Source organism: Blautia sp. OM06-15AC (assembly GCF_003481425.1).
In the GTDB taxonomy this organism is placed as follows: Bacteria; Bacillota; Clostridia; order Lachnospirales; family Lachnospiraceae; genus Fusicatenibacter; species Fusicatenibacter saccharivorans.
In genome coordinates this window covers 77,785-102,932 of sequence record NZ_QULD01000004.1, presented here as the reverse complement: position 1 = coordinate 102,932, position 25,148 = coordinate 77,785, and the positions used below count along the sequence as shown (strand labels likewise).

The following is a 25,148-nucleotide window of genomic DNA, read 5'->3' as shown; positions in this document are numbered from 1 at the left end:
CATAGCTGGGGGATTAGACTTTTCATTTATACGGATATTCGCAAACTACAAGATAAAGCCAAAACTTCATATACTCTAACAGTTAGCAAAAGATGCCAGAGCAGTATACCATGTCAAAAGAATCGTGTTAGTTAATTTGGATCTTATTGATGAATATCTGGAAGCATTCCGTGATGAAGAATTTTGATGAAAGAACAGGAGGAACAACTATTCCTCGAAAATTGAGAATTACATATGTTCAATTCTTTGTATTAGGTATATATTTTGAAAAGTTATCCGGTTATACTGACAATATCAAAAGGCAGAACTGTTAGAATGAGGTGAGCAGATGGATACAGCACAGAGAATAAGGATAATTCGGATGATTGAAAAAATAGAGAAGAACCCAGAATTCAGTAGTAAAATCGGTGTGAGAAATACATCTGAGTTTATATCAAGTAAACAATCAAAAAAATGAATGATTCAAATCATAACAGGAGTCAGAAGGAGTAGAATATGTTATCGTTATTATTTGCTATATGCATGATTTGGTTTATTGGAAAATTTTTTATATTTGGTGTAAAAGCATCCTGGGGAATCTTAAAGCTGCTCTGTACAGTTGTATTTTTCCCGGTGATTTTGATAGGAATGGTTGTTGGCGGACTGATTTATATTGCACTTCCATTGTTGATCATCGGCGGAATCATTGCACTTATATCATCTAACTCATAAAAATACGAGGAGGGAAGAAATTATGGGATATGATATAGAAAAAGAGAAACGAGAAGCGATTGAAGCAGGACAACGTGCGTTAAGTAGTCTTCGGACAGCAAAAGAGAACCTGAACAGTGCAAAGAATTGGGGCTTGGTGGATATGTTTGGCGGTGGATTCTTTTCTACGATGTTGAAACACTCCAAGATGGATCAGGCAAGACAAAATATGGAACAGGCGAAATATGATCTTCGTAATTTCAGTAGGGAATTAAATGATGTGAACGTGGCTTGTAATTTAAACATCAATACTGGAGACTTCTTATCCTTTGCAGATTATTTTTTTGATGGATTTGTTGTGGATTGGATGGTGCAGGATCGAATCAATAATGCCAGACATCAGGTGGAAGAAGCTATCCGCAGAACGGAATACATCATAAACCAGTTACAGCATATGTAAAGGAAAGAGGCAGTGAACCATAAATAGGTTCGCTGCCTTGTTTTTTCATACTTATTTCTGTTTCTTTTTTTCTTCTCTGAGCAATTCGATGTTTAGTCCCTGCTCTCCGGCTGTTTTATCAACCCAGAGATTCAGAGAATCTATTGCCAGAGAAATTTCATCCAGTTTGTTGCTGATAAAAGCAAAATCCTTGATCTCATCATCACTGATCTTACCGTCACGGGCAATCTGGATCAGACGTGTGGTAAGAGGATTAATCTCATTCAGACTGGCAATGGTTTCCAGGATTATATTGGACAAGTCAGAAACTTCGACTTCCGGGACATAACGGTGACCGATTTCGCATTTATGAGAGCAGTAATAATTGCAGAGATCTGGTCGCCCGTAAGCGTCTGCCATCTGGATAATATCATAAGGTGTAGGTTCCTGCATTTCATATTCAAATTTTTCAATTTTAGAATCAGAAACAGCAGTCATTTTTTCGCTGGCTTCTAATCTGGTAAGACCGGCTTCTTCCCGGCAAATCTGATAAATTGTTTTATTTTCTCTTGTAGATTGTTTCCCCATGAGAATAACCTCCCCGTATATCGCCGAACATGAGAATTATCAGGTGTTAAGTCCACATGCTGTGCGTGTATTTTCTTTATAGATTTTATTATACTTGAAGCATCAGTAAACAACAAGTGCATTGTTGATACGGAATTATGAAAGGAAGAAAAAACATGAGGAAAACTAGAAGTGATTGTAGAGTAGGAACATTTGAAAAGAAGCATGGTCTTCCACCGGGGACTATTAGAAACAAAAATGGAAGAGATACCAGAAGTGACAAAAAAATTGGCACCATTCGCAAAGAAGCAAAGTAGGAACATAATCATGGAAAAGAAAATAAGAAAAAGATATCATTCAGAAGAAGCTGTAAAAAAAGCGTTAAAAATTGAATCATTTCGAAATTTAACAAAGGATAAAGTGATGGAGTTTACATCTATGATTCCATATATGGAAAAGGAAGTGGCGCTTGAAATAATAAAGCAGTTCCCAGTATATGTAGAGTTTGTGGAATCAGCAATAGAAAATTATACACAGTTATGCAAAACAATTTTAGAAACAAATAAAGAAGAATATGAACAAGCAGTTCATGCACATCAGTATGTTCTTGAGACCTTCGCAAATCAGCTGGAACAAGAAAACTTAACAGAGGAGGAAAGAAGGGAATTTTCTGAAAAAATGATGGAAGAAGCTGATAAAATAACGGAATTATATTTACAGCAGCAGAAATTTCATGAGCGAGTGTTCAAGACGATTGGGGGAGTTGTAACATTAGCTTTGGGAGTGACGGTAACAATGTTAGGTTTAAAAGCAATTGGTAGCGATGAAGATTTACCTCAACTAGATGATGAGAATCAGAATGTTGCATAATAGCTTTATCTATAATTGAAAACAACAAGATGGAAAGGCTCAGGAAAAAGTATTCTGGGCCTTTTGTCTTAGAAGGATAGCAGTATAAAAGAGCAGGGATTTTTATACCCCACCTATTGATATACACTGTAACCGTCAAAGAAGATTAAATCATAAAATTCAAAGAAATGGAGGAGTTGGCAATGAAAGGTTTTAACACTGGTGATGGTTACATGGGATTGGAGACTGTGAGAAAAAGTCTGTAACACTTTTTCTATGCGAACCCTACAAAAATATTAGAAGAATAACGTATGCAAAACTTCCTGTTTGCCAACTTGCCCTTTGAGAGAGGAAAAATCCTTTTCTCAAAGGGCTTTTTTGTTTATACGGATATTCGCAAACTTACAAGATAAAGCTAAAATTTCATATACTCTAAGCACAAGGAGGTTGAGGTTTATGAGCCAAACAGCACAGTGTCTAAGGCATATAAGCCACGAACCTGGTATACATTCTGCCAAAGGGGAACAATGACGCAGGGTATCTGTAAATTAAAAAATAATGAAAAGAAGAATAAAAAAATACAACACGAAAGGATGCGTCAAGGTAATGCAAGAATTATCGTGATACATCCTTTTGTATTTGGATTGAGTATTTTTCTTTCCCTGCTTGTCAAAAGTAATGGATGGAATGTATAATATTGTTAATGATCCAGAGATATTTATTTTGGAAACAGCTTAATCAATTTGGAGGTATAAAATGAAAGCACATAAGTATTGGTCAATCGGAGCGTTAATTACTATGATTGGAACTTTTTATACTGGATATAAAGGATCCAAATCAGGTCATAGGTATTTTGCGTGTAGCACTCTTATATGTATGATCATGTCTATGTATACGGGACATAAAATGATTTCAGGTAATAAAAGAATAAGAAAACAGGTGGAAAATACAAAAGCGGAGGAATAGTAAATGTTAGAGTTAGGAAAAAAAGCACCGGACTTTGAATTGCCGGATCAGAATGGAGAAATGCATAAATTAAGCGATTATGCAGGAAAAAAAGTGATCTTATATTTTTATCCAAAGGATAATACACCAGGATGTACGAAGCAGGCATGTGGCTTTTCTGAGCGTTATCCACAGTTTACTGAGAAGGGAGCTGTTATTCTCGGAGTAAGCAAGGACTCTGTAGCGTCTCACAAGAGATTTGAAGAAAAATACGGACTGGCATTTACGCTATTAGCAGATCCGGAGCGTAAAGTTATTGAAGCATATGATGTCTGGAAAGAAAAGAAAAATTATGGAAAAGTATCTATGGGTGTAGTAAGAACTACATATCTTATTGATGAGCAGGGAATCATTATAAAGGCAAATGATAAAGTCAAGGCGGCAGATGATCCTGAAAATATGCTTAAGGAATTGGCATAATGAAGATTATTTTATCACCTGCAAAAAAGATGATTGTAGATACCGATAACTTAGCACCGGTTGAACTGCCTGTCTATATTGATAAGACAGCAGAAGTATTAAACTGGATGAAAAGCAAATCAAAAGAAGAACTGAAAGCTATCTGGAAATGTAATGACAAGATTGCAGAGCAGAACTTTAACAGATTGGAAAATATGGATCTTTATAACAGGCTTACTCCGGCTGTTTTAGCATATGAAGGGATTGCATTTCAATATATGGCACCATCTGTGTTTGAAATCCAGCAGTTTGAGTATTTGCAAAATCATTTAAGAATCTTGTCTGCGTTTTATGGCATTTTAAAACCAATGGATGGTGTGACTCCTTATCGTCTTGAAATGCAGGCAAAGGTTGGAATTGGAGATGCAAAAAATCTGTATGAGTACTGGGGAGAATTGTTATACCGCTCAATAATCGATGACAGGAGGATTATCATTAATCTTGCATCAAAAGAATACTCAAAATGTATAGAAAAGTATCTGACATCACAGGACAGATATATTACGATTGTATTTTGTGAGTTATCCGGAGATAAATTGGTAACAAAAGGTACCTATGCCAAGATGGCTCGGGGTGAAATGGTCAGATTCATAGCGGAAAATAATATTGAAAATCCGGTGGAGATTCAGAAATTTGATAGACTCGGATATTCGTTTAGGTCTGATTTATCTTCAGATTCAGAATATGTATTTGAACGCAAAATAAAATAGTTATTCAGGTAAAAGATGCTCAGTTTGACAGTTTTTATAATAATGAGAATTATTACTATTTTTATTGACAGCAGGATGATGGTGGTATATAATCCTTATTAAGAACTAATCCTAATAAGGAGGACGAATGACAAGTAGGAGAAATACCATTCAAAAAGATCTCGTAAGAAATACCGTATACGAAATGAGAAGACACGTTACGGCAAATGAAGTGTATGAATTTATAAAAGAAGCATATCCAACAATTGGAAAAGGAACGGTATATAGAAATCTTGATATATTGGTAGAGGAAGGTGCATTAAGAAAGGTTGAAGTTCCGAATGGACCGAACCGATTTGATTTTACATTGAAAAATCATTACCATGTAAGATGTATAAAGTGCGGTGAAATTTTTGATGTGGATATGGATCAAATACCGGATTTGCTGGAAAGAATTCATAACACTCATGGAATTGAATTTGTGGATTATGATATTTCATTTAAAGGCATTTGCCCGAAATGCAGGGAGAAGGTAAAGGAGGAACAGCATGGATAGGAAAGCAATGTATAAGTTGAGTTATGGACTGTTTATATTGACCGCTAAAGAAGCAGAAAAAGATAACGGATGCATCATTAATACAGCCATTCAGGCAGCTTCGGAACCAAACCAGTTAAGTATCTGTGTAAATAAGGCAAATTATACGCATGATATGATTCAAAGAACCGGAAAATTTACTGTATCAGTCTTAAGTCAGAAGGCACAATTTGAATTGTTCAAACATTTTGGCTTCCAATCAGGAAGAGATACCAATAAGTTTGAAGCCTTTGAGCAGTGTGCCAGGGGCACAAATGGTATTTATTATATTACAGAAGGTACAAATGCATACATTTCTGTGACAGTTACTAAAACAGAGGACTTGGGTTCACATACGATGTTTATCGGTGAGATAACCGATATGGAAGTTTTAAGCAATGTTCCTTCAGTAACATATGATTATTATCAGAATAATATTAAGCCTAAGCCACAGGAGGTTGGAAAAACAGAGGACGGTCAGACAATATGGCGTTGCAGAATTTGCGGATATGAATATGTAGGCGAGGAATTACCAGATGACTTTATATGCCCTTTGTGCAAGCACCCGGCATCAGATTTTGAAAAAGTAGTAAAGAAACGGAGGTAAAAGAGATGGCGGCAAACGAATATGCAGGAACACAGACAGAGAAGAATTTACAGGAGGCATTTGCAGGGGAATCACAGGCAAGAAATAAGTATACCTATTTTGCTTCTGTAGCGAAAAAGGAAGGTTAGTATAAGAAGGTATGATGGTATGAAGATATTAGTAATTCCTGATGTTCATCTTAAACCGCAGATGTTTAAACAGGCTACAGCTCTTATGCATCAGGGAATTGCCGATCGAGCGGTATGTCTGATGGACATCCCTGATGATTGGGACAAGCAATATAATGTCGGACTTTATGAAGAAACTTATGATGAGGCTATTCGGTTTGCAAAAGCATTTCCGGAAACAGCCTGGTGCTACGGGAATCACGATTTGAGTTATCTGTGGCATTGTCTGGAGAGCGGTTATAGCTCCATGGCTTCACTGACAGTGCAAAGAAAGTTGTTGGATTTGCGAGAGGCTGTTCCAGAAGATAATCCCATTAAATATGTTCAGAGAATAGGCAATGTTCTCTTTTCTCATGGAGGCGTACTGAATTTCTTTGTAGAGGAATATGTTCCGCGAGCAAAATATAATGATGTGGATGCTGTGCTAGAGACGATTAATCAGCTCGGAAGAATCGAGATGTGGAATGATGCATCGCCGATCTGGCTGAGACCACAGCATTCAAAAATGAGATTATATAAGCCACGTAAGTTGTTGCAGGTTGTAGGTCATACACCTATGGATGCAATTACGAAAGAGGGAAATCTGATTAGCACGGATGTGTTTTCAACTTACAGAGATGGAAAGCCAATTGGAACAGAGGAGTTCCTCTTGCTCGATACAGTGACATGGGAATACTGCGGAATTAAGATGTAGAATCCGATACGTAATTGGATGCATATTATGTCTGCGTCTCAAATACGCTGCTTCTTTTTCATACTCTGTAATGGAAAACCAACGAAAATCTCTTTTTACCTCAAAAGAAAGTAATAGCCACCAAAAATATCGGAAAAACTTTGTGAAAAAATAGAATTGTGTTTCGCAAGGGTCCCCTGTAAAATAGCGGCAGGAGGAGAAAGAGAGAAAAGGAGCTTCTTAATCTTATGGGAACAAATGAAAAGAATATGACTGCGGGATCCCCCGGAAAACTGATCATAACGTTTGCCATACCACTGATGCTCGGAAATATTTTCCAGCAGTTTTATACGATGGCGGACACCATGATTGTTGGCCAGGTGGTAGGAGTAGAAGCGTTGGCGGCAGTAGGCGCCGGAGACTGGCTGGTCTGGCTGGTGCTGGGCATCATGACAGGTATCACACAGGGCTTTTCGATTCTTGTATCGCAGTACTATGGAGCAGGGGAAAAGGAAAATCTGAAATGTGCGGTGGCGAAAAGCTATATTATGACAGCATTACTGTCTGTGATTGTACTTGCAGTAAGTGAAGGCGCAGTTTATCACGTTCTTTTATTTTTGCAGACACCGGATAATGTTATTGATCTGACGATGCTATATTTGCGGCTGATTTTTGCGGGAGTCCCGATTATAGCTGCCTATAATATCTTTGCGGCGATCTTAAGGGCACTTGGAAACAGCAGATCTCCATTGATTGCAATGACCGTGGCAGCAGTGATCAATGTGGGACTTGACCTGCTGTTTGTGGCAGTTTTTGGCTGGGGCGTAGCCGGAGCAGCCGTGGCGACTGTTATTGCACAGGGATTTTCAGCCTTGTACTGTCTGCTTGTATTACGGAAAATCAGGGATATCCGACTGGAAAAGGAGGATTTTTACAGGCAGCCGTCTATGAGTCTGCGGCTTTTGAAGCTGGGGACTCCTCTTGCCATACAGAACGTGATCATTTCTGTGGGAGGACTTACGGTGCAGTATGTGATCAATGGCTTTGGCTTTCTGTTTGTAGCCGGATTTACGGCAACGAACAAGCTGTATGGAATTTTGGAGATGGCAGCCGTTTCCTATGGATATGCGATTACAACGTATGTAGGGCAGAATCTTGGCGCAAAGAAATATCAGAGAATCCGAAAAGGTGTGCGCAGCGGTACGTATATGGCAGTGCTCACTTCTGTTTTCATTTCCGGTATGATGGTGCTGATTGGGCGTAATATATTGTCTCTGTTTGTATCCGGTGAACCGGAGCAGATCCGACAGGTGTTAGATATTGCATATAAGTATTTGTTTATCATGGCTGTCTTTTTGTGGATACTGTATTTGCTGCATGTGTATCGTTCCGCGATCCAGGGGCTGGGCAATACTTTGATTCCGCTTGCCAGCGGCATTGCAGAATTTGTGATGCGTGTCAGCGTTGCGCTGCTGCTGCCGAAATGGATCGGCGAAGAGGGAATATACTATGCCGAGATCTGTGCATGGAGCAGTGCAGCTGTTTTACTGATCATAAGCTATATGATTCTGATACGGAAATATAAAGATGCTAAAACGTCAGAAAGCTGATGCAGTCTCGCCTGCAAGAGGATTTTAGAGCTCTTACCCCGCTTAAAGCATAAGTAAGAAATAATACAAAAAAAGCAGTGCTGCAGAACGCAAACTACAGGAAACAGATTGGAAGGCGTACCCGAGGTACGACGAAAATCTGTCATGCAGTAATTTGCGCTCTGTGGGACTGCTTTTTTGCATGATTCTTGGAGTTTTGGGGAATTACGACAAGAAATAACCAAAAATTTCAATAACTAATCCAAAAATATTCTATTTTTTTTCAGACCGCTTGTGATTATAATGAATTCATCAGCTAGGAACGAAGCGAATCTAGCAAAATCACCAAACGGGAGGAATAAAAATGAAAAGAAAAGCATTAGCAACAATTATGGCAGTAGCTATGGCAGTATCCATGGCTGGTTGTGGCGGATCCCCATCAGAGTCTAAAGATTCTACCCAGAAAACAGAAACAGCAGATTCTACGGCATCAACGGGCGGAAGCGTAGAAAACAAGGACAAACCTCTGTGCTGGTTCAACCGTCAGCCATCCAGCAGTGCTACCGGCGAACTGGACAAAGATGCTCTGAACTTCAACGGAAATACTTATTATGTAGGTTTCGATGCAAACCAGGGTGCTGAACTGCAGGGACAGATGGTTCTGGATTACATCAAGAAAAACGCAGACACGATCGACAGAAACGGTGACGGCGTAATCGGATATGTTCTGGCAATCGGTGATATCGGACATAACGATTCTATCGCCCGTACACGTGGTGTTCGTTCCGCACTTGGAACAGGTGTAGATGCAGACGGCGGAGTAGATTCTACACCGGCCGGAACAAACGTAGACGGAAAAGCAAAGGTTGTGCAGGATGCAACTCTGGATGTAGACGGAAAAACATATACCATCCGTGAGCTGGCTTCTCAGGAAATGAAAAACTCAGCAGGTGCAACATGGGATGCTGCAACAGCTGGTAACGCGATCGGAACATGGACAGCTTCCTTCGGTGATCAGATCGATGTTGTAGTTTCCAATAACGATGGTATGGGAATGTCAATGTTCAATGCATGGGCAAAAGACAACAAAGTTCCTACCTTCGGTTACGATGCAAACAGCGATGCTGTAGCAGCAATCGGTGAAGGATATGGCGGAACAATTTCTCAGCATGCAGACGTTCAGGCTTACCTGACACTGAGAGTTCTGCGTAACGCACTGGACGGTGTAGACATTGATACCGGTATCGGTACAGCAGATGAAGCCGGCAACTGCCTGACAGAGGGTGAGGATTACAGATACAGCGAAGAAGAGAGATCTTACTACGCATTAAATATTGCTGTAACAGCCGATAACTACAACGATTTCACAGATTCCACAAAAGTTTACGATAAAGTTGCAAAACAGCTGGATGAAAGCAAGAGCCCATCCAAAAAAGTATGGCTGAATATCTACAACGCATCGGATAACTTCCTGAGCTCTACCTATCAGCCACTGCTGGAGAAATATGATGATCTGCTGAACCTGAAGGTAGATTACATCGGTGGAGACGGACAGACAGAGTCCAATATCACAAACCGTCTTGGAAACCCGAGCGAGTATGATGCTTTTGCAATTAACATGGTTAAGACCGATAATGCAGCAGCATATACATCACTTCTCTCCAAATAATCTGAGACAGAATAAAAGTGTAAATGGTAACGGTTCGGAGCCATGCGAAATCGAGATGAGGTCTCTGAATCGTTACCGTAAATGAATGAAATTATAGAGGGGTGTCAGCAATGATACCCTTCTTTACTAAGAAAAGGAAGCGCAGCTATGACAGAAGATAAGAATAAATATATCTTATCGATTAACGGCATGAGCAAATCGTTCGGTAGAAATAAGGTTCTGAAACATATCAGCATGAATGTCAAACCTGGAACCATTATGGGACTGATGGGTGAAAACGGTGCCGGAAAATCGACAATGATGAAATGCCTCTTTGGAACCTATCAGAAAGATGAAGGAACCATCGTACTGGACGGAAAAGAAGTGAATTTCTCCGGTCCGAAGGATGCACTGGAAAACGGAGTGGCGATGGTACACCAGGAGTTGAACCAGTGTCTTGAAAGAAGTGTTGTAGATAACATGTTCCTTGGAAGATACCCAAAGAATTCCGTTGGAGTGATCGACGAAGGAAGAATGAAAAAAGAAACATCAGACCTGTTCAGAAAACTGGGAATTACAGTTGATCTGACGCAGCCAATGAAGAAAATGTCTGTATCTCAGAGACAGATGTGTGAGATCGCAAAAGCGATTTCCTATCATTCCAAAGTCATTGTACTGGATGAACCTACATCATCCCTGACTGCACCGGAGGTTGAAAAACTCTTTAAGATGATGCGTCAGCTGAAGGCGCAGGGAATTGCTCTGATCTACATTTCACATAAAATGGATGAAATATTTGAAATCTGTGACGAAATATCCGTACTGCGAGACGGTAGTCTGGTCATGACCAAGCCAAGTAAAGAAACGGATATGAACGAACTAATCGCCGCCATGGTTGGACGTTCTCTGGACAACAGATTTCCGCCTGTAGACAATACACCGGGAGAAACGATTCTCTCCGTACAGAATATATCAACAAAATATGCACCGAAACTGCAGAATATTTCTTTTGATATCAAAAAAGGAGAAATTTTCGGATTCTATGGTCTGGTCGGTGCCGGTCGTACCGAACTTCTGGAGACAATCTTCGGAATTCGTACAAGAGCAGAAGGAAATATCGTATATGATGGAAAAGTACTGAACTTCTCCTCCCCGAAAGATGCTATGGATCACGGATTTGCTCTGATTACAGAGGAAAGAAAAGCCAATGGTCTGTTCCTGAAGGGCGATATTACATTCAATACTACCATTGCGAATATGAAGCATTATAAGAGCGGAGTCGCATTATCACATGACAAGATGGTGCGTGCAACGGCTGAAGAAATCAAGATCATGCATACAAAATGTATGGGACCGGATGATATGATCGCCAACCTTTCCGGTGGTAATCAGCAGAAGGTCATCTTTGGTAAATGGCTGGAGCGTTCACCGAGCGTATTCATGATGGATGACCCGACACGAGGAATTGATGTTGGAGCAAAATATGAAATTTATGAACTGATTATCAATATGGCGAAACAGGGAAAAACAATCATCGTTGTTTCTTCCGAAATGCCGGAGATTCTTGGTATTACCAACCGAATCGGTGTTATGTCTAACGGACGTCTGGCCGGAATCGTAAATACCAAAGAAACAAACCAGGAAGAATTATTGAGACTCAGTGCTAAATACCTGTAACAGGAGGAAAATTGGAAATGGCAGAAAACAGCGTTATTATTTCGTCGGAAGAAGAAGCAAAGCTTTTGAAGCCGATCGATGAATATGTGGAAGAAATCCAGAAAAAAATCGATGCATTACGTGCAGACGGCTTTGACAAAGTGAGCGATCTGAAAAAACAGATCGCGATCGCAAAAGAAAACAAGAACTTATCCGCAACACAGAGAGATAAGATCATTGAAAACAGCAAAAAAGAGCTGGAAAATGCAAAAAAAGTAGAGGCAGACAACAAAGAAGAAATTAAAAAGCTGGTCGCAGAGGCAGAAGGCTATCTGGCTGCGCATTACAAAAAGGATTATTACGATGTAGTAAACAAAAGCTGCAAAGCTGCAAAAGCAGAAGAAAACAGCAGATACGAGAAGATCAAAGCAGATCTGAAGAGCGAGCATCAGAAAAAGATTGCTTCTCTGAAGGATGCAGAAGAGATCAAGGCCGAGAAATACGTGCTCAAAAACAAACTGTTTGACGCACAGATGGCTCATGAATCAAAGCTCCAGGAAATCAAGGACAGAAGACATGAAGCATTCATGCATAAATATCATCTGATCGACCTGCTGAGAGCGTCCAAATTCACATTCCAGCAGCAGAGAATACAGAAACTGGAAAATTACAGATATACCTTCGATTTATCTCAGTTCCTGTACAAAAACGGTCTGTATATCGTAATCATTCTGATCTTTATCGCACTGTGTATCATCACACCGATCGTTAAAAATACACAGCTGCTGACGGTTACCAACATCCTGAATATCTTACAGCAGGCATCCCCGCGTATGTTCCTTGCACTTGGTGTTGCCGGTCTGATCCTGTTAACAGGTACCGACCTTTCCGTAGGACGTATGGTTGGTATGGGTATGGTTACAGCAACCATCATTATGCATAACGGAATCAATACAGGTGCCGTATTCGGCCATGTATTTGACTTCTCCGCTATGCCTGCTACAGCGAAAGCACTGTTTGCACTGTTAATGTGTGTGATCTTTACAACAGTATTTGCCATGATTGCCGGATTCTTCATGGCAAGATTCAAAATGCATCCGTTTATCTCTACCATGGCGAACATGCTGATCATCTTCGGTCTGGTTACCTATGCGACCAAGGGTGTATCCTTCGGTGCGATTGATTCTGCTATCCCGAATACTTTCATTCCGCAGATCGGAAAATTCCCGACCATCATTCTGTGGGCTGTTGCAGCAGTTGCCATTGTATGGTTTATCTGGAACAAAACAACATTTGGTAAAAACCTGTATGCGGTAGGTGGAAATCCGGAAGCGGCAGCAGTATCCGGTATCTCTGTATTTAAAGTAACAATGGGAGCGTTTATGCTGGCAGGTATCCTGTATGGCTTCGGTTCCTGGCTGGAATGTAACCGTATGGTTGGTTCCGGTAGTGCAGCTTACGGACAGGGATGGGATATGGATGCCATCGCAGCCTGCGTAGTTGGTGGTGTATCCTTTACCGGTGGTATCGGTAAGATCTCCGGAGTTGTAACCGGTGTACTGATCTTTACCTCCCTGACATATGCCCTGACGATTCTGGGTATTGATACTAACCTTCAGTTCATTTTCGAAGGTATCATTATCCTGGCAGCCGTAACACTTGACTGTCTGAAATATGTACAGAAAAAATAATGAAACATTCATAAAGATACCAGGAGTGCAAAGCACGTAGCAATCTGGTATCAAAGGGGTCAGAAAAACTTTTGATTCCAACATCTTCATAAACAGATAGAATATAAGACAGCCCGGTCGTCCGATGGATGACTAGGGCGGTCTTTTATTCTGTTCTGGCAAAAATTTTTGTAACTATTCATTCAGCAGAGAGCAATCTTCTGCTATAATGAAGGAACAACAACGTACTCCGGAAAACAGGGGGATAAGAATGGAACAATATAAAGTGATTCTTGTCGATGATGAAGTAGAGGTCATCGATGTTATGAAAAAAAAGATCCATTGGAATGATCTGGGATTTGACGTAGTGGGAAGTGCCACCAACGGCGTGAAGGCTTTGGAGCTGGTGGAAAAACTTCAGCCGGATGTGGTACTGACGGACATTAAAATGCCTTACATGGATGGACTGGAGCTGGCAAGAAAGCTGAACCAGGACTATCCCAATATTTACATTATGCTTTGCACCGGTTTTGATGAATTCGAATATGCAAAAGAGGCCGTCCATCTGGAAATTAAGGAATATATGCTGAAACCCATCAGCGCCACCGAGCTGTCAGAAAGCCTGATGAAGCTGAAAGCCACACTGGACAGGGAACGGGAAGAAAAGTTAAATGTAAAAAAACTGGAAGACTATTTCCAGGAGGTTTTACCAAAGCTGCAGTCCAATTTTTTTATTTCCCTGATCGAGGGAAGGGTCAGAGAAGAGGACTATGAACGATTCCTTTTGGACTATCGGGTGGATATGAAGGGACCTTTGTTTTGCTGCATGATTTTTCATACCTCGGAAAATGATGTGCCGGAGGGCATGAATCCCTTATTGTTATCCATGTCCGTGGAACGTGAGATCAAACAGCGGCTGATGGAGAACTGTAATTGTCAGGAATTCATCTATATGGGTAATACCATTCTGATTATGGAACTCCATTCAGAAGATGAGATAGCTCAATTGACGGACAAATGTGACCGGTTCTGCCGCTGGGCATGGAGAATTATGGGGGCGGCGGTTACCGCAGGGATCGGAACCGTCTGCAACAGTCTGTACGACATCAGTATTTCCTACGAGGGAGCCAGAGAGGCGGTATCCTATCGTGTCCTGTACGGAACGAAACGAGCCATCAATATCGCGGAGATCGTTCCTAAAGAGTCAAAAAAGGCGGTTCCCTTAGAAGAGACAAGGATGCAGGAGCTGTTTCGTGCCATCCATGTAGGGGATCAGGAGAAGATCCGGAAAGAAGCCATCAAAGAGACAGAAAAGCTCCATAAGAATGCAGCCACCATCAGCCAGTACAATCTGGCTACCATGGAGATTGTCAGCGGATTTTTCAAATTCTGTGCCAATAATTCCATGGATTTCAATGAAATTTCCGGAAATGTACAGAACCTTTATGAAAGAGTGACTCAGTTGGATGAAAGCTCTATGACAAACTGGATCATCAATATGTCTATGGCGATCAGCGAAAAACTGAGAAGTACCAGAAACAGTACCTCCAGACGGATCATCACCGATGCACAGAACATCGTAAAAGACAGATATATGGAACCGGCGCTCTCGCTGGATGATGTGTGCGCAGATCTTGGTGTGTCCAATTCTTACTTTTCGTCCATCTTTAAAAAGGAAACCGGTCAGTCCTTTGTCTCCTATCTTACCGATTACCGAATGGACAGGGCAGAAGAAATGGTGCTGAACACCGATGAAAAAAGCTATAAGATCGCAGAAAAAGTGGGATATCAGGATGCGAACTACTTCAGCTATGTATTCAAAAAGAAATTCGGTGTTTCCCCTTCCAAATACAGAGCTTCCGGAAAATAAAAAGACGGAAAGCAGAAAGAGCAAGCACAGAAAGACTCCGAGAGTACATCAGGCAGAAAAGAGGGAACAGGTGAAAGGGAAAATACATGAAAGATAGAAAAAGAAAGCCGGATTCCAGGAAGAACATCGTATTTAACATACAGTCGATCATCCTGTCTGTCCTTATGGCGATTTCACTGGTTACGATCATTGTAATGGGATTGCTGCTTTACCATCGATTCAAGCTGGCATTGGAAAAAACAGCAGTGGACAACACGGAAGCTACTGTAGAGGCTACCGTGGACCGGTTAGATGCAGACCTGCTGGATATCCGGCAGATTATAAACGGGGCAAACTACAACGTGGTCCAGCAGTTTGATATATCCAGCGGGGAATTCTCGGAGCAGTTCAGTCTGCTCTATGAGACCAACTCCGATAAGATCCAGAGCCTGGCTTTGTATGACCCCAAAGGAAATCTGATTGCATCGGAGCCGGTGGCGGCAGAAAAGAAAAATGTGAAGGTGCAGACGCAGGAATGGTATAAAAATGCGGAAGATGCCATTGAAAATATACACTTTTCCACACCGCATATCCAGGAGCTGTTTGAGGACGGCTCTTATCGGTACCAATGGGTAGTTTCCCTGAGCAGGTATGTAGATGTCAACAAGGGAGAGACACCGGAAACCGGTATTCTTTTACTGGATATGAAATATTCTGTGATCAGGGACGTGATGAAGCAGATCAATGACTGTTCCGGCGGAATCTACTATTATCTGACCAGTCAGGACGGAGAGATGATCTATCATCCACGGGGAACGGAGTTAAACCGCGGATTATTTGAAGAAAACAGTCTGGACGCGGCAAAATACGAGGACGGAACCTACGAGATCCGTTCCGGCGGTCAGAACGAGACCGTGATCGTCGGCAGCGTAGCCTATACAGGCTGGAAAATGATCGGTGTTGTGCCGGAGAGTGTGCAGGCGGCAAACTACAAGAACTTCCGTTACTATGTATTTGCTACTGTTCTGGTTCTTATGGTCATGCTTTTGGAGGGAAACCAGCTGGTTTCCCGGAAGATATCCAAACCGATCCGGGAGCTGGATGCTTCCGTCAAGGCCCACGAGGCAGGAGGAAAACCGGATATCTATATCGGCGGCTCCTCGGAGATCCGCCATCTGGGACATTCTGTGCAGAAGTCCTATGAACAGATCGAAAAACTGATGGACGAGATCATCCGGCAGCAAAATGAACGAAGAAAAAGTGAACTGGATGCCCTGCAAAGCCAGATCAACCCCCATTTTCTGTATAATACACTGGAATCCATCACGTGGATGGTGGAAGCCCAGGAAAATGAAGCAGCGGTTCGTATGATTTCTGAACTGGCAAAATTACTTCGTGTCAGTCTATCCCGCGGTAAGACCATCATTCCCATTAAGGATGAGCTGCAGCACAGCAGAAGCTATATGAATATCCAGCTGGCCCGGTACAAAGAGCGGTTTAAAACAGAATTCCGAATCGAGGAAGAGATCGAAAACTGCTGCATCGTAAAGCTGGTGATCCAGCCCATCCTGGAAAATGCCATCTATTATGGCGTTGGCAATATGGATGAGGATGATGGCGGCATGATCATCGTCAGCGGAAAAAAGAAAGACGAGGACATTCTGATCACCATCGAAGACAATGGGATGGGCATGCGGGAAGAAGTCCTGGAAAATATTCTGACGGATAACAGCAAGGTTCCGAAGCACGGTTCCGGCGTGGGTGTGATCAATGTGCATTCCAGAATCCAGCTGATGTTTGGAGAAGAATACGGACTTTCCATAGAAAGTGAACCGGACGAAGGAACAAGGGTTACGATCCGTATTCCGGCAATCCCATATACACCGGAAAACGCAGAAGCATTGGAATTACAAAAATACATACAAAGGAGACCGGGCAGATGAAAAAGAACAGAATGAAATTTCTTATAATTGAGTTTCTTTTGCTGCTGCTGGCGGTATTCTTTGTATGGAAAATTTTCGATCAGAACGTAGCAGAGCCCCGGATTGCCGTGATTCTTCCGGAGTCCGGTGACAAACGCTGGGATGCCCTGATCAAGGGAATGAAGCAGGCTGCGGCAGAGAACAACGTTCATATGATCATCTGCAATACGGAAGAGATCGACGGGCCGGAGGCGGAAAGAGAATTTATCAGGGAACAGAAGGATAACGATATTGATGGATTTATCATATATCCGGCACCCGGTCATGAGACGGAAAATATGCTGAAAAAAGAGTGTGGAAATAAACCGTATCTGCTGATTGCAGATGGTCTGGCGGTAAAAGAAGGAAAAACTGCCAGTCCCACGATCCAGCCGGATTACCGGGAGATCGGAAGATGGCTGGGAGAACGGCTGAGAACAAAAAAGCAGAAGATCGGAATTATCGCCGACTGGAAAATGTCCGAGGCTGTACAGGCGGAGATTTGTGGATTGAACGAGGCGCTGGAAGGCAGCGAAAGCAAGATCAGCTGGTGTATTTACCGGAGAAAAGAACAGGACATTGTGGAGCGGATGAAGAAGGAAACAGAGGCGGATGCTCTTGTCATCCTGGATGCAGGAATATTGGAAGAGTTTGGAGAGCAGGCAGAAAATGGAACATACGAGGGCGCGGAGCTCTATGGAGTGGGTTACAGTCTGAAGACGATTGCACTTCTGGATAACGGAAACATTCAGGGGCTGGCTGTGCCGGACGGATATGAAATCGGCTATAAAAGTGTGGAAGAAATAACCAAAAGGATCGAGCACAGGTCTTATAAAATGCAAGGATATATAACCGAATATCAGGTACTTGGCAAGGAAAATTTCTCTATGGACGAAGATTTAGAAAGGTTTTTATATTCCTATGAATAAAAAGAAAAGAAGGGTGGCAGTATTATTATCTGCCACGATAGGGAGTGCGGTGCTTGTGCTGTCGGGGTGTTCCGGCAAGTCGGACCAGACAGAGAAAACCCTGCGGGTCGGAGTGATAACCTACACGCAGGATGATCCTTTTATCAATGGATTGACGGATGAACTGAAGGCGCAGCTGAAAGCCATGGAAAACAAAGAACGAAGGATTATCGTATCGACAAAAAGCGGAAACGACGATCAGCAGGAACAGAACGAAAAGGTGGAAGAGATGATTGATGCCGGCTGTGATGTGCTCTGTATCAATCTTGTGGACCGGACAGCTCCGTCCCGGATCATCCGAATGGCAAGGAATGAAGACATTCCTGTGATCTTCTTTAACAGGGAACCGGTAAGAGAAGACCTGATGCAGTGGGAAAAGCTGTATTATGTGGGCTGTGATGCAGAACAGTCCGGGATCATGCAGGGTGAGATCGCAGCAGAATACATCAACAGCCATCCGGAAGTCGATAAAAACAAGGACGGAAAGATCCAATATGTGCTTCTGGAAGGAGAAGCGGGCCATCAGGATGCCATCAGCAGAACGGAATATTCCGTAAAGACACTGATGAAAAAAGATGTTATACTGGAAAAGCTAAGTTATCAGTTAGCGGACTGGAACCGGGGACAGGCGGAAAACCGCATGAACCGTCTGATCAGCCAGTACGAAAAAGAGATCGAACTTGTCATGTCCAATAACGATGAGATGGCACTTGGGGCTGTGGAGGCCTATCGGAAAGCAGGCTATGTCCGTGAAGAATGGCCGGTGATCTTCGGAATTGATGGCCTGGAAGAGGCTCTGGAAGCCGTAAAGGCAGGAGAGATGCAGGGCAGCATCCTAAATGACAGAGTGGATCAGGCAAAGAAAATGGCGAAAATGGCAGTGGAGCTGTTCGAGGGAGAGGAATTTGACCAGGAAAGCCTGAAAGAAGGCCGGTATTATTTTTCAGAATATCAGAAGGTAGACGGCAGCAACATCGATGAGTACCTGAACGCAGAAGAGACGATTTCCCACTCCGAAATGTAAGCAGGAAGACTGCGTTTGCAGGCAGAAAGAGTAAGTGAAGACGTGTCTTTATTTTAAACCAATCAAGCAAGCAGCGAAGCGGATTGCGAATATCCGCCTGACAGAATGAGGAAAAACAGATGGAACATACATGGACCAAAGATTTTTATCAGGAGACAGATCCGGCAAAACGGCAGCAGATCTTAAAAGAATATATCGGAGAGGAGGAAGCCTGGGAAGAAGAATACCGGGCTCGGCTCTGGACGGCCCGATACGGACAACGCAGGCTCCAGAAGGATGAATTTGTCAAATGCCTGATGGAACTGAAGTATCTGGCGGAAGGAACCTCCCTGGATCTGGGAGGCGACAGAAGAAAGACGGGAGCCCGGATTCTCTCCACGTTGTGCCTGGCGGAAGCCATGCAGTCAGATGAGGGATACCAGAAAATTCTTGCAGATGAACTGTACAATGTATTCCTGAAATTTATTCAGGTCAGCAGAGGAGGCAGAGGATTTACCTCTCTGGTATTCGGCATGGGACAATTGTCCGAAGAAGGAATCGCGAAAAAAATCGCCGAACAGATCAGTGTGATCGCGTTCAAGGCACCACGCCTGCTTCACATGGAAAAAGAATTCACCCTGCTCCGGGAAGCCGCCCTCCGGGCATATCGGCAGGAGTATCCGAACAGGGAGCATTTTCTGAATAAATATTGAGGTTATTGCAGTAATGTCTGAAAAGTGACCGGGCGGAAAGAGAAAGGAGAATAAAATGGAATACAGAAAATTTGACAATGTTATAGTAGCAAGGATTGACAAAGACGAGGAAATATTGGAGCAGCTGAGGGTAATTGCCATAAAGGAGAATATAAAGCTTGCCAGTGTCCAGGCTCTTGGAGCGATCAATGATTTCACAGTCGGAGTATACAAGACAGACGAAAAGAAATATTATTCAAACAGCTTCCAGGGGTATTATGAAATTACATCACTGACAGGTACAATCAATACAATGGATGGAGAATATTATGCACATCTTCATATGAGTGCCGGAAATCAGAAGGGCGAGGTGTTTGGAGGACATCTGAGCAGAGCGATTGTCAGTGCAACCTGTGAGCTGGTCATCACGGTAATTGACGGAAGAGTGGACAGAGTTCATGATGAAGAAACCGGACTTAATATTTTTAAGTTTAACTGAAGCTGCAAAGCAGCTATTCGGTTATGAGCAAGTAGCGAAGCGGATTGCGAATATCCGCTTGACTTAAAAGCCTGAGAGGAAATAGTGAGAAGCAACATCGGGATGCAGCGTAAGCGAAATCGAGATGTGATCTGAAGAGATAATACAATTTACAAAAAAGTGGATTTTCCACATAAATACCTGAACTGGAGGTGTATGGGCTATGATAAAAGAACATTATTCGATCCTGTTTTGCAGCTTAACGGGTAATACAAAGAAGCTGGCTGATGCAATCTATGAAACGTTGCCAAAGGACAAATGCGATTATTTTGGCACAAACGATTCGCAGGTACCGCAATCCGACGTATGCTATATCGGATTTTGGACGGACAAAGGGAATGCAGACCAAAAGACATTAGAATTACTGTCGAAATTAAAAAATAAAAAGATTTTTCTGTTTGGAACAGCTGGATTTGGCGGAAGTGATGCCTATTTTGAAAAGATTCTCGGACAAGTCAAACAGTCGATCGATGCAAGCAATACGGTCATCGGAGAGTATATGTGCCAGGGAAAGATGCCGCAGTCTGTGCGTGAACGGTATGTGAAAATGAAAGAAAACCCGGAACATCCGGCCAATCTTGATCTGCTGATTCAGAATTTTGACCGTGCTTTGTCACACCCGGACAGCGAAGATTTGGAAAGACTGAAAAAGTCATTATGAGATAGAAAAGTATGTTGTGCTTGATAAAAATAATCAGATAAGAGCAAAATTCGCGAAATGATTGCAATGGATCGTCAAATGGAATAGAATGGAGAGAAAAAAGAAAGGTGTGGAAAAGGCAGGGCTGGCAAAGCATATCCGGCAGATGAGGTCATGCAGAAACAAAAACAATGAAAACTACAACAAAACAAACTCATTTATACAGTAACACGGATCTTCGCAAGCTTTTAATTCCGATCATCATTGAACAATTGCTTTCTTCCCTGATGGGAACTGTCGACACGATGATGGTCAGCAATGTCGGGTCTGCCGCAATTTCGGCAGTCTCGCTGGTGGATTCCATTAATATCTTAGTCATTCAGGCGCTTTCTGCGCTGGCGGCAGGAGGAGCGATTCTCTGTTCGCAGTATCTTGGAAGCGAAAAACGGGATGGAGCAATCCGTTCGGCACAACAGGTGCTTTTTGTTATGACAGTTTTGTCCGTCGCATTATCCGCGGGCTGTCTGATTTTCCGTGTTCCGCTGCTGCGCGTGATTTTCGGGGCAGTGGAAGCGGATGTTATGAAAAATTCACAGGTGTATTTCCTGTTTACGCTGCTGTCATTCCCGTTTATCGGTCTTTACGATGCGGGCGCATCCATTCTGCGGGCACAGAACAACAGCCGCAGTCCGATGGTGATTTCGGTGATTTCCAACTTTATGAACATCGGCGGAAATGCCATTCTTATTTTCGGCTTCCATATGGGTGTCGAAGGAGCCGCGATTTCGACTTTAATTTCGCGTATTTTCTGTGCGGTTGTCGTACTGTGGAAGCTTCGGGATGAAAGCAAACCGATTTTTGTGAAGCAGTATCTTTCCATTCGGCCGGACTTTGATTTGATCAAAAAAATACTGTTCATCGGTATTCCATCGGGAATCGAGAACAGTATGTTCCAGTTTGGAAAGCTGGCGATTCAGTCCACTGTGTCCACACTTGGCACGGTTGCCATTGCCGCGCAGGCGATGACGAACATCCTTGAGAACCTGAACGGTGTCGCTGCGATCGGTGTCGGCATCGGACTGATGACGGTAGTCGGTCAGTGTCTCGGCGCGGGCCGGAAGGATGAAGCAATCTACTATATTAAAAAACTGTGCTGGCTGTCAGAAGTGGTTATCGTTGCAAGCTGTCTGCTGGTATTTGTGCTGACAAAACCGATTACGATGATCGGCGGTATGGAGGCAGAGAGTGCAAAGCTCTGCATGCAGATGATGATCTTTATCACGATTGTAAAGCCGCTCTGCTGGGTCATGGCGTTTGTCCCGGGATACGGCATGCGGGCTGCCGGGGATGTAAAATTCTCCATGATCACGTCCTGCTGTACGATGTGGCTGTGCCGTGTGAGTCTCTGCATTTATCTGTGCCGCGTATGGGGATTCGGCCCGATCGCGGTCTGGATCGGTATGGCGGCAGACTGGAGCCTGCGGTCCATTCTCTTTACCATCCGGTTCAAATCAGGAAAATGGCTGAATCATCATTTAATAGAAGAAAAGAAACAGGAGAGCTAAACATCTTCTTCCGGTAAAAAGGAAAGCGCATATGCAAGAGAGTCGTTGAGATGAGATTTTTGACCGCGGCTGGAAGCCGTACCTGATCAATCACCTGAGCTGGTGGAAAGAGGAGCTTGCATCCGAAGAAGAGATGGAAGAGGGACGGAACAATCTTGCAGCACATGACAATCGGAATGTAGATGAAAAGAAAATCCTTTTGTACGAACAGATCATTCGGGTTGTGTAGAAACAGGAAGAAAAAACTGGATTTTTCCAGTACCGGATGATAAGATAAAACTGTGTTTCGGGATGGCTTAAACATATGGAGGTGCAGGATGGAACCAATTTATTTGTCAATCCAGCAGAAAGAAACTGGCAGCCGCATCAAATCCCTTCTTCGTGAAAGCGGATACACCGTGAGAGACATTCAGAATGCCATGGGTTTTGAAAATCCACAGGCGGTCTATAAATGGATTTCCGGCAAGTGCCTGCCAAGTCTGGACAACTTTCTCATTTTAAGCAGATTATTAAACACAAGCATCGAAGATATCCTCGTCATTGACGGGGATATTCCTCGCTTCAGGATAATTTTAAACTACACACAACGGTGGCAGGAAAGTCTCCACCGGCTCCGTTGACTTTATATGTGCAAACTGATAAGATACTCATAAGTATGTTCTTAGGGGTATCTTATTTTTGTATTTCAAAAAGAAAAGGGGAAATTAAATAATGACAAAAAAGAAAATCATTGGCCTTTGCATCGGCGCTGTCGTTCTTGCCGTGGCTGCGGCCGGTGTGAAGGAAGGCAGCTGGCTGATGAAGCATCGCCGGATGCAGAATGAGTTTACGCATGAGATGAATGCATTCACGACCAAAACAAACGCTGAGCTGATCCAGCCGACGATTGTTGCGGAGGGTGATATCTACGGCTGGTTTTTCCATGAGGAAGATGACGGGCTGTACATGAATCTCTATTACCGGATCAAAAACGAGTCCAATCAGCACGAAATTGCATCCAGTGAATTTCCTGTGAAGATCAAAAAGGAGCTTCTTGCGGATGATAAAGTGTGGAGCAGAACGACGGGGACCGCGAAAAATCAGGTTCACGCGGAATACCTGGAAGGAGAAGATGACATGACGGTTTCGTTTGACGTCTATTACCAGTGTGAGGGTTCCTGCGGGGAATATTTTGCGGATATTACCGTGACGGACAGTGAGACCGGAAAGTTCTACTACAGCAGTGAAGCAGAAAATGAAGCGGCAGAATAGGAGGAGCGATGGCCGAAAAACAAAGCAAAAATAAATGGCACACACCGGCGGAGCGGATTATGATGCTGGGATTTGCGGCGGTAATCCTGCTGGGAACGATTCTTCTTTGCCTGCCGGTTTCTGCGGCGGACGGAAAAAGCGTTTACTGGCTCGACGCCCTGTTTACCGCAACGACATCTGTCTGCGTGACGGGCCTTGTCACCGTTCCGACGGCGACGACATGGAGTACCTTTGGAAAAATTGTGATCCTCGGGTTGATTCAGTTCGGAGGTCTTGGCATCATGGCGTGCCTGACGATGGTGTTTCTGATCCTGCGCCGGAAAATCAGTCTGCAGAGCCGTAAACTGATCCAGGACACTTACAATCTGCCGGTTTTAAAGGGCAGCGTCGGTATTGTGCGGAAGCTGCTGATCGGCACGGCGGCGGTGGAGCTGGCGGGAGCCTTTTTCTACAGCTTCTGGTTTGTGCCGGAATACGGTTTCTGGAAGGGAATCGGCTACAGCCTGTTCCACTCCGTATCCGCCTTCTGCAACGCCGGAATTGACCTCGTCGGGGAATCCTCGTTCGCCCCGTTTGTGACGAACCCTCTCATCAACTTTACGACGATGGGCCTGATTTTCTTAAGCGGCCTTGGCTTTCCGGTCTGGTGGGAAGTGCTGGAGCGCGTGCAGGATCTTGTAAAAGGAAAACGGACCCGGAAAAACTTCGTGCGCGGCTTCACGCTCCACACCAAACTGGTTCTGACGACAACCGTCATTCTTCTGTTCGGCGGGGCGCTTCTGATCCTCGCGCTGGACTGGAACAACGCATCCTCGCTTGGCAGCTTAAAACCGGCGCAGAAGGCTATGGCGGCCTTCTTCCAGTCCGTGACGACGCGAACCGCCGGCTTTGAGACGATCCCGCAGGCAAACTTCTCGGACGGCTCCGCGATGGTAAGTATGATCCTCATGTTCATCGGCGGCTCTCCGATGGGAACGGCGGGCGGTGTCAAGACGACGACTGTTGCGATTCTGCTCGTGGTCGTCGCATCCTACATCCGCGGTGATTCCGACACCGTGGTCTGGGGACGGAAGGTCATGGAAGAAAACATCCGCACCGCGGTCGTTATTTTCTTCTTCGCACTGACGATGGCATTCACCGCGACGGTGCTTCTGATCTCTGTCACCGGAAGTCCTCTGCTGGACTGCCTGTATGAGATCGTTTCCGCTGTGGCAACCGTGGGACTGACGCGGTCGCTTACGCCGACCCTTCCGGCGGCGGGAAAAATCATCGTAATTCTGGTCATGTTCATGGGACGTCTTGGACCGGTTACGCTGGCTATTGCACTGCGGCGGAGAAGCGGAAGAAAAGATGTGGATATCCAGCGCCCGGAACAGCGGGTGCTGATTGGATAAAAGAG

General features: G+C 43.5%; 25 protein-coding genes and 2 pseudogenes. 26 read left to right on the top strand and 1 reads right to left on the bottom strand.

The window, feature by feature from the left end; genetic code table 11:
• Window positions 1–91: 91 nt before the first annotated feature.
• From DXB83_RS16890 to DXB83_RS07495, 3 genes and pseudogenes are all read left to right on the top strand, one after another.
• Window positions 92–187, top strand: a pseudogene (locus tag DXB83_RS16890) (DUF6462 family protein); the annotation flags it as partial.
• Window positions 188–495: 308 nt separating this feature from the next.
• Window positions 496–711 (top strand): hypothetical protein, encoded by a 216-nt coding sequence (locus tag DXB83_RS07500; protein WP_055221652.1) that lies wholly within the window; start codon window positions 496–498, stop codon window positions 709–711.
• A gap of 22 nt (window positions 712–733) precedes the next feature.
• Complete coding sequence (locus DXB83_RS07495; protein ID WP_055225697.1) at window positions 734–1,150, top strand: hypothetical protein; 417 nt, start codon at window positions 734–736, stop codon at window positions 1,148–1,150.
• 51 nt (window positions 1,151–1,201) lie between these two features.
• Here the strand turns inward: DXB83_RS07495 and DXB83_RS07490 are convergent, their stop codons facing one another.
• Complete coding sequence (locus DXB83_RS07490; RefSeq protein ID WP_055182202.1) at window positions 1,202–1,717, bottom strand: helix-turn-helix domain-containing protein; 516 nt, start codon at window positions 1,715–1,717, stop codon at window positions 1,202–1,204.
• A gap of 192 nt (window positions 1,718–1,909) precedes the next feature.
• Here DXB83_RS07490 and DXB83_RS07485 point away from each other — a divergent pair, with 192 nt between their 5' ends.
• From DXB83_RS07485 to DXB83_RS07375, 23 genes and pseudogenes are all read left to right on the top strand, one after another.
• A complete protein-coding gene (locus DXB83_RS07485; protein WP_172680796.1) occupies window positions 1,910–2,566 on the top strand; it encodes a hypothetical protein in 657 nt (218 codons plus the stop codon).
• A gap of 735 nt (window positions 2,567–3,301) precedes the next feature.
• Window positions 3,302–3,511 carry a DUF6219 family protein gene (locus DXB83_RS16885; RefSeq protein ID WP_118595572.1) on the top strand — a complete coding sequence of 70 codons (210 nt, stop codon included), beginning with the start codon at window positions 3,302–3,304 and terminating at the stop codon, window positions 3,509–3,511.
• A 3-nt stretch (window positions 3,512–3,514) separates the two neighbouring features.
• Window positions 3,515–3,970, top strand: coding sequence for a thioredoxin-dependent thiol peroxidase (gene bcp, locus DXB83_RS07475; RefSeq protein ID WP_021737556.1), 456 nt, complete (start codon window positions 3,515–3,517; stop codon window positions 3,968–3,970).
• Window positions 3,970–4,719, top strand: a complete 750-nt coding sequence (gene yaaA, locus DXB83_RS07470; protein WP_055267392.1) for a peroxide stress protein YaaA — start codon at window positions 3,970–3,972, stop codon at window positions 4,717–4,719. The genes bcp and yaaA overlap by 1 nt, the downstream gene beginning before the upstream one ends.
• 127 nt (window positions 4,720–4,846) lie before the next feature.
• Complete coding sequence (locus tag DXB83_RS07465) at window positions 4,847–5,254, top strand: Fur family transcriptional regulator (protein ID WP_055225693.1); 408 nt, start codon at window positions 4,847–4,849, stop codon at window positions 5,252–5,254.
• Window positions 5,247–5,879 (top strand): flavin reductase, encoded by a 633-nt coding sequence (locus DXB83_RS07460; RefSeq protein WP_118697396.1) that lies wholly within the window; start codon window positions 5,247–5,249, stop codon window positions 5,877–5,879. Before DXB83_RS07465 ends, DXB83_RS07460 begins: the two co-directional genes overlap by 8 nt.
• 5 nt (window positions 5,880–5,884) lie before the next feature.
• Window positions 5,885–6,004: pseudogene (locus DXB83_RS07455) on the top strand (ferritin family protein); the annotation flags it as partial.
• A gap of 22 nt (window positions 6,005–6,026) precedes the next feature.
• Window positions 6,027–6,740 carry a metallophosphoesterase gene (locus DXB83_RS07450; RefSeq protein WP_118666916.1) on the top strand — a complete coding sequence of 238 codons (714 nt, stop codon included), beginning with the start codon at window positions 6,027–6,029 and terminating at the stop codon, window positions 6,738–6,740.
• A 227-nt stretch (window positions 6,741–6,967) separates the two neighbouring features.
• The gene (locus DXB83_RS07445) at window positions 6,968–8,329 is read left to right on the top strand and encodes an MATE family efflux transporter (RefSeq protein WP_117761998.1); all 1,362 of its coding nucleotides are present in this window, start codon (window positions 6,968–6,970) and stop codon (window positions 8,327–8,329) included.
• A 343-nt stretch (window positions 8,330–8,672) separates the two neighbouring features.
• A complete protein-coding gene (locus DXB83_RS07440) occupies window positions 8,673–9,977 on the top strand; it encodes a substrate-binding domain-containing protein (RefSeq protein ID WP_117805229.1) in 1,305 nt (434 codons plus the stop codon).
• Between the two features lie 147 nt (window positions 9,978–10,124).
• Entirely contained in the window at window positions 10,125–11,633 is a 1,509-nt protein-coding gene (locus DXB83_RS07435) for a sugar ABC transporter ATP-binding protein (protein ID WP_117805228.1), read from the top strand.
• A 17-nt stretch (window positions 11,634–11,650) separates the two neighbouring features.
• Entirely contained in the window at window positions 11,651–13,303 is a 1,653-nt protein-coding gene (locus DXB83_RS07430; protein WP_117805227.1) for a galactose/methyl galactoside ABC transporter permease MglC, read from the top strand.
• A 250-nt stretch (window positions 13,304–13,553) separates the two neighbouring features.
• A complete protein-coding gene (locus DXB83_RS07425; RefSeq protein WP_118697395.1) occupies window positions 13,554–15,152 on the top strand; it encodes a response regulator in 1,599 nt (532 codons plus the stop codon).
• Between the two features lie 86 nt (window positions 15,153–15,238).
• Window positions 15,239–17,074, top strand: a complete 1,836-nt coding sequence (locus tag DXB83_RS07420) for a cache domain-containing sensor histidine kinase (protein ID WP_118697394.1) — start codon at window positions 15,239–15,241, stop codon at window positions 17,072–17,074.
• On the top strand, window positions 17,071–18,021 hold the full coding sequence (locus DXB83_RS07415) for a substrate-binding domain-containing protein (protein WP_055267736.1): 951 nt from the start codon (window positions 17,071–17,073) through the stop codon (window positions 18,019–18,021). The genes DXB83_RS07420 and DXB83_RS07415 overlap by 4 nt, the downstream gene beginning before the upstream one ends.
• 13 nt (window positions 18,022–18,034) lie before the next feature.
• Entirely contained in the window at window positions 18,035–19,084 is a 1,050-nt protein-coding gene (locus DXB83_RS07410) for a galactose ABC transporter substrate-binding protein (RefSeq protein WP_330426807.1), read from the top strand.
• Between the two features lie 119 nt (window positions 19,085–19,203).
• The gene (locus DXB83_RS07405) at window positions 19,204–19,776 is read left to right on the top strand and encodes a DUF6553 family protein (protein WP_118697392.1); all 573 of its coding nucleotides are present in this window, start codon (window positions 19,204–19,206) and stop codon (window positions 19,774–19,776) included.
• Between the two features lie 55 nt (window positions 19,777–19,831).
• Window positions 19,832–20,254, top strand: a complete 423-nt coding sequence (locus DXB83_RS07400; protein ID WP_118697391.1) for a PPC domain-containing DNA-binding protein — start codon at window positions 19,832–19,834, stop codon at window positions 20,252–20,254.
• Between the two features lie 202 nt (window positions 20,255–20,456).
• Window positions 20,457–20,954 carry a flavodoxin family protein BilS gene (bilS, locus tag DXB83_RS07395; protein WP_055220197.1) on the top strand — a complete coding sequence of 166 codons (498 nt, stop codon included), beginning with the start codon at window positions 20,457–20,459 and terminating at the stop codon, window positions 20,952–20,954.
• 170 nt (window positions 20,955–21,124) lie between these two features.
• Window positions 21,125–22,498, top strand: coding sequence for an MATE family efflux transporter (locus tag DXB83_RS07390; RefSeq protein ID WP_118697390.1), 1,374 nt, complete (start codon window positions 21,125–21,127; stop codon window positions 22,496–22,498).
• A 317-nt stretch (window positions 22,499–22,815) separates the two neighbouring features.
• Window positions 22,816–23,118 carry a helix-turn-helix domain-containing protein gene (locus DXB83_RS07385; RefSeq protein ID WP_055220202.1) on the top strand — a complete coding sequence of 101 codons (303 nt, stop codon included), beginning with the start codon at window positions 22,816–22,818 and terminating at the stop codon, window positions 23,116–23,118.
• A gap of 91 nt (window positions 23,119–23,209) precedes the next feature.
• Complete coding sequence (locus DXB83_RS07380) at window positions 23,210–23,749, top strand: hypothetical protein (RefSeq protein WP_118697389.1); 540 nt, start codon at window positions 23,210–23,212, stop codon at window positions 23,747–23,749.
• Between the two features lie 8 nt (window positions 23,750–23,757).
• Window positions 23,758–25,143, top strand: coding sequence for a TrkH family potassium uptake protein (locus DXB83_RS07375; RefSeq protein ID WP_055267718.1), 1,386 nt, complete (start codon window positions 23,758–23,760; stop codon window positions 25,141–25,143).
• The last annotated feature ends 5 nt before the right edge of the window (window positions 25,144–25,148 follow it).

Bases quoted from the DNA above. Each gene is read 5' to 3' on its own strand.
- DXB83_RS07500 (WP_055221652.1), top strand. From the start codon at position 496: ATGTTATCGTTATTATTTGCTATATGCATGATTTGGTTTATTGGAAAA.
- DXB83_RS07495 (WP_055225697.1), top strand. From the start codon at position 734: ATGGGATATGATATAGAAAAAGAGAAACGAGAAGCGATTGAAGCAGGA.
- DXB83_RS07490 (WP_055182202.1), bottom strand. From the start codon at position 1,717: ATGGGGAAACAATCTACAAGAGAAAATAAAACAATTTATCAGATTTGC.
- DXB83_RS16885 (WP_118595572.1), top strand. From the start codon at position 3,302: ATGAAAGCACATAAGTATTGGTCAATCGGAGCGTTAATTACTATGATT.
- bcp (WP_021737556.1), top strand. From the start codon at position 3,515: ATGTTAGAGTTAGGAAAAAAAGCACCGGACTTTGAATTGCCGGATCAG.
- yaaA (WP_055267392.1), top strand. From the start codon at position 3,970: ATGAAGATTATTTTATCACCTGCAAAAAAGATGATTGTAGATACCGAT.
- DXB83_RS07465 (WP_055225693.1), top strand. From the start codon at position 4,847: ATGACAAGTAGGAGAAATACCATTCAAAAAGATCTCGTAAGAAATACC.
- DXB83_RS07460 (WP_118697396.1), top strand. From the start codon at position 5,247: ATGGATAGGAAAGCAATGTATAAGTTGAGTTATGGACTGTTTATATTG.
- DXB83_RS07450 (WP_118666916.1), top strand. From the start codon at position 6,027: ATGAAGATATTAGTAATTCCTGATGTTCATCTTAAACCGCAGATGTTT.
- DXB83_RS07445 (WP_117761998.1), top strand. From the start codon at position 6,968: ATGGGAACAAATGAAAAGAATATGACTGCGGGATCCCCCGGAAAACTG.
- DXB83_RS07440 (WP_117805229.1), top strand. From the start codon at position 8,673: ATGAAAAGAAAAGCATTAGCAACAATTATGGCAGTAGCTATGGCAGTA.
- DXB83_RS07435 (WP_117805228.1), top strand. From the start codon at position 10,125: ATGACAGAAGATAAGAATAAATATATCTTATCGATTAACGGCATGAGC.
- DXB83_RS07430 (WP_117805227.1), top strand. From the start codon at position 11,651: ATGGCAGAAAACAGCGTTATTATTTCGTCGGAAGAAGAAGCAAAGCTT.
- DXB83_RS07425 (WP_118697395.1), top strand. From the start codon at position 13,554: ATGGAACAATATAAAGTGATTCTTGTCGATGATGAAGTAGAGGTCATC.
- DXB83_RS07420 (WP_118697394.1), top strand. From the start codon at position 15,239: ATGAAAGATAGAAAAAGAAAGCCGGATTCCAGGAAGAACATCGTATTT.
- DXB83_RS07415 (WP_055267736.1), top strand. From the start codon at position 17,071: ATGAAAAAGAACAGAATGAAATTTCTTATAATTGAGTTTCTTTTGCTG.
- DXB83_RS07405 (WP_118697392.1), top strand. From the start codon at position 19,204: ATGGAACATACATGGACCAAAGATTTTTATCAGGAGACAGATCCGGCA.
- DXB83_RS07400 (WP_118697391.1), top strand. From the start codon at position 19,832: ATGGAATACAGAAAATTTGACAATGTTATAGTAGCAAGGATTGACAAA.
- bilS (WP_055220197.1), top strand. From the start codon at position 20,457: ATGATAAAAGAACATTATTCGATCCTGTTTTGCAGCTTAACGGGTAAT.
- DXB83_RS07390 (WP_118697390.1), top strand. From the start codon at position 21,125: ATGAAAACTACAACAAAACAAACTCATTTATACAGTAACACGGATCTT.
- DXB83_RS07385 (WP_055220202.1), top strand. From the start codon at position 22,816: ATGGAACCAATTTATTTGTCAATCCAGCAGAAAGAAACTGGCAGCCGC.
- DXB83_RS07380 (WP_118697389.1), top strand. From the start codon at position 23,210: ATGACAAAAAAGAAAATCATTGGCCTTTGCATCGGCGCTGTCGTTCTT.
- DXB83_RS07375 (WP_055267718.1), top strand. From the start codon at position 23,758: ATGGCCGAAAAACAAAGCAAAAATAAATGGCACACACCGGCGGAGCGG.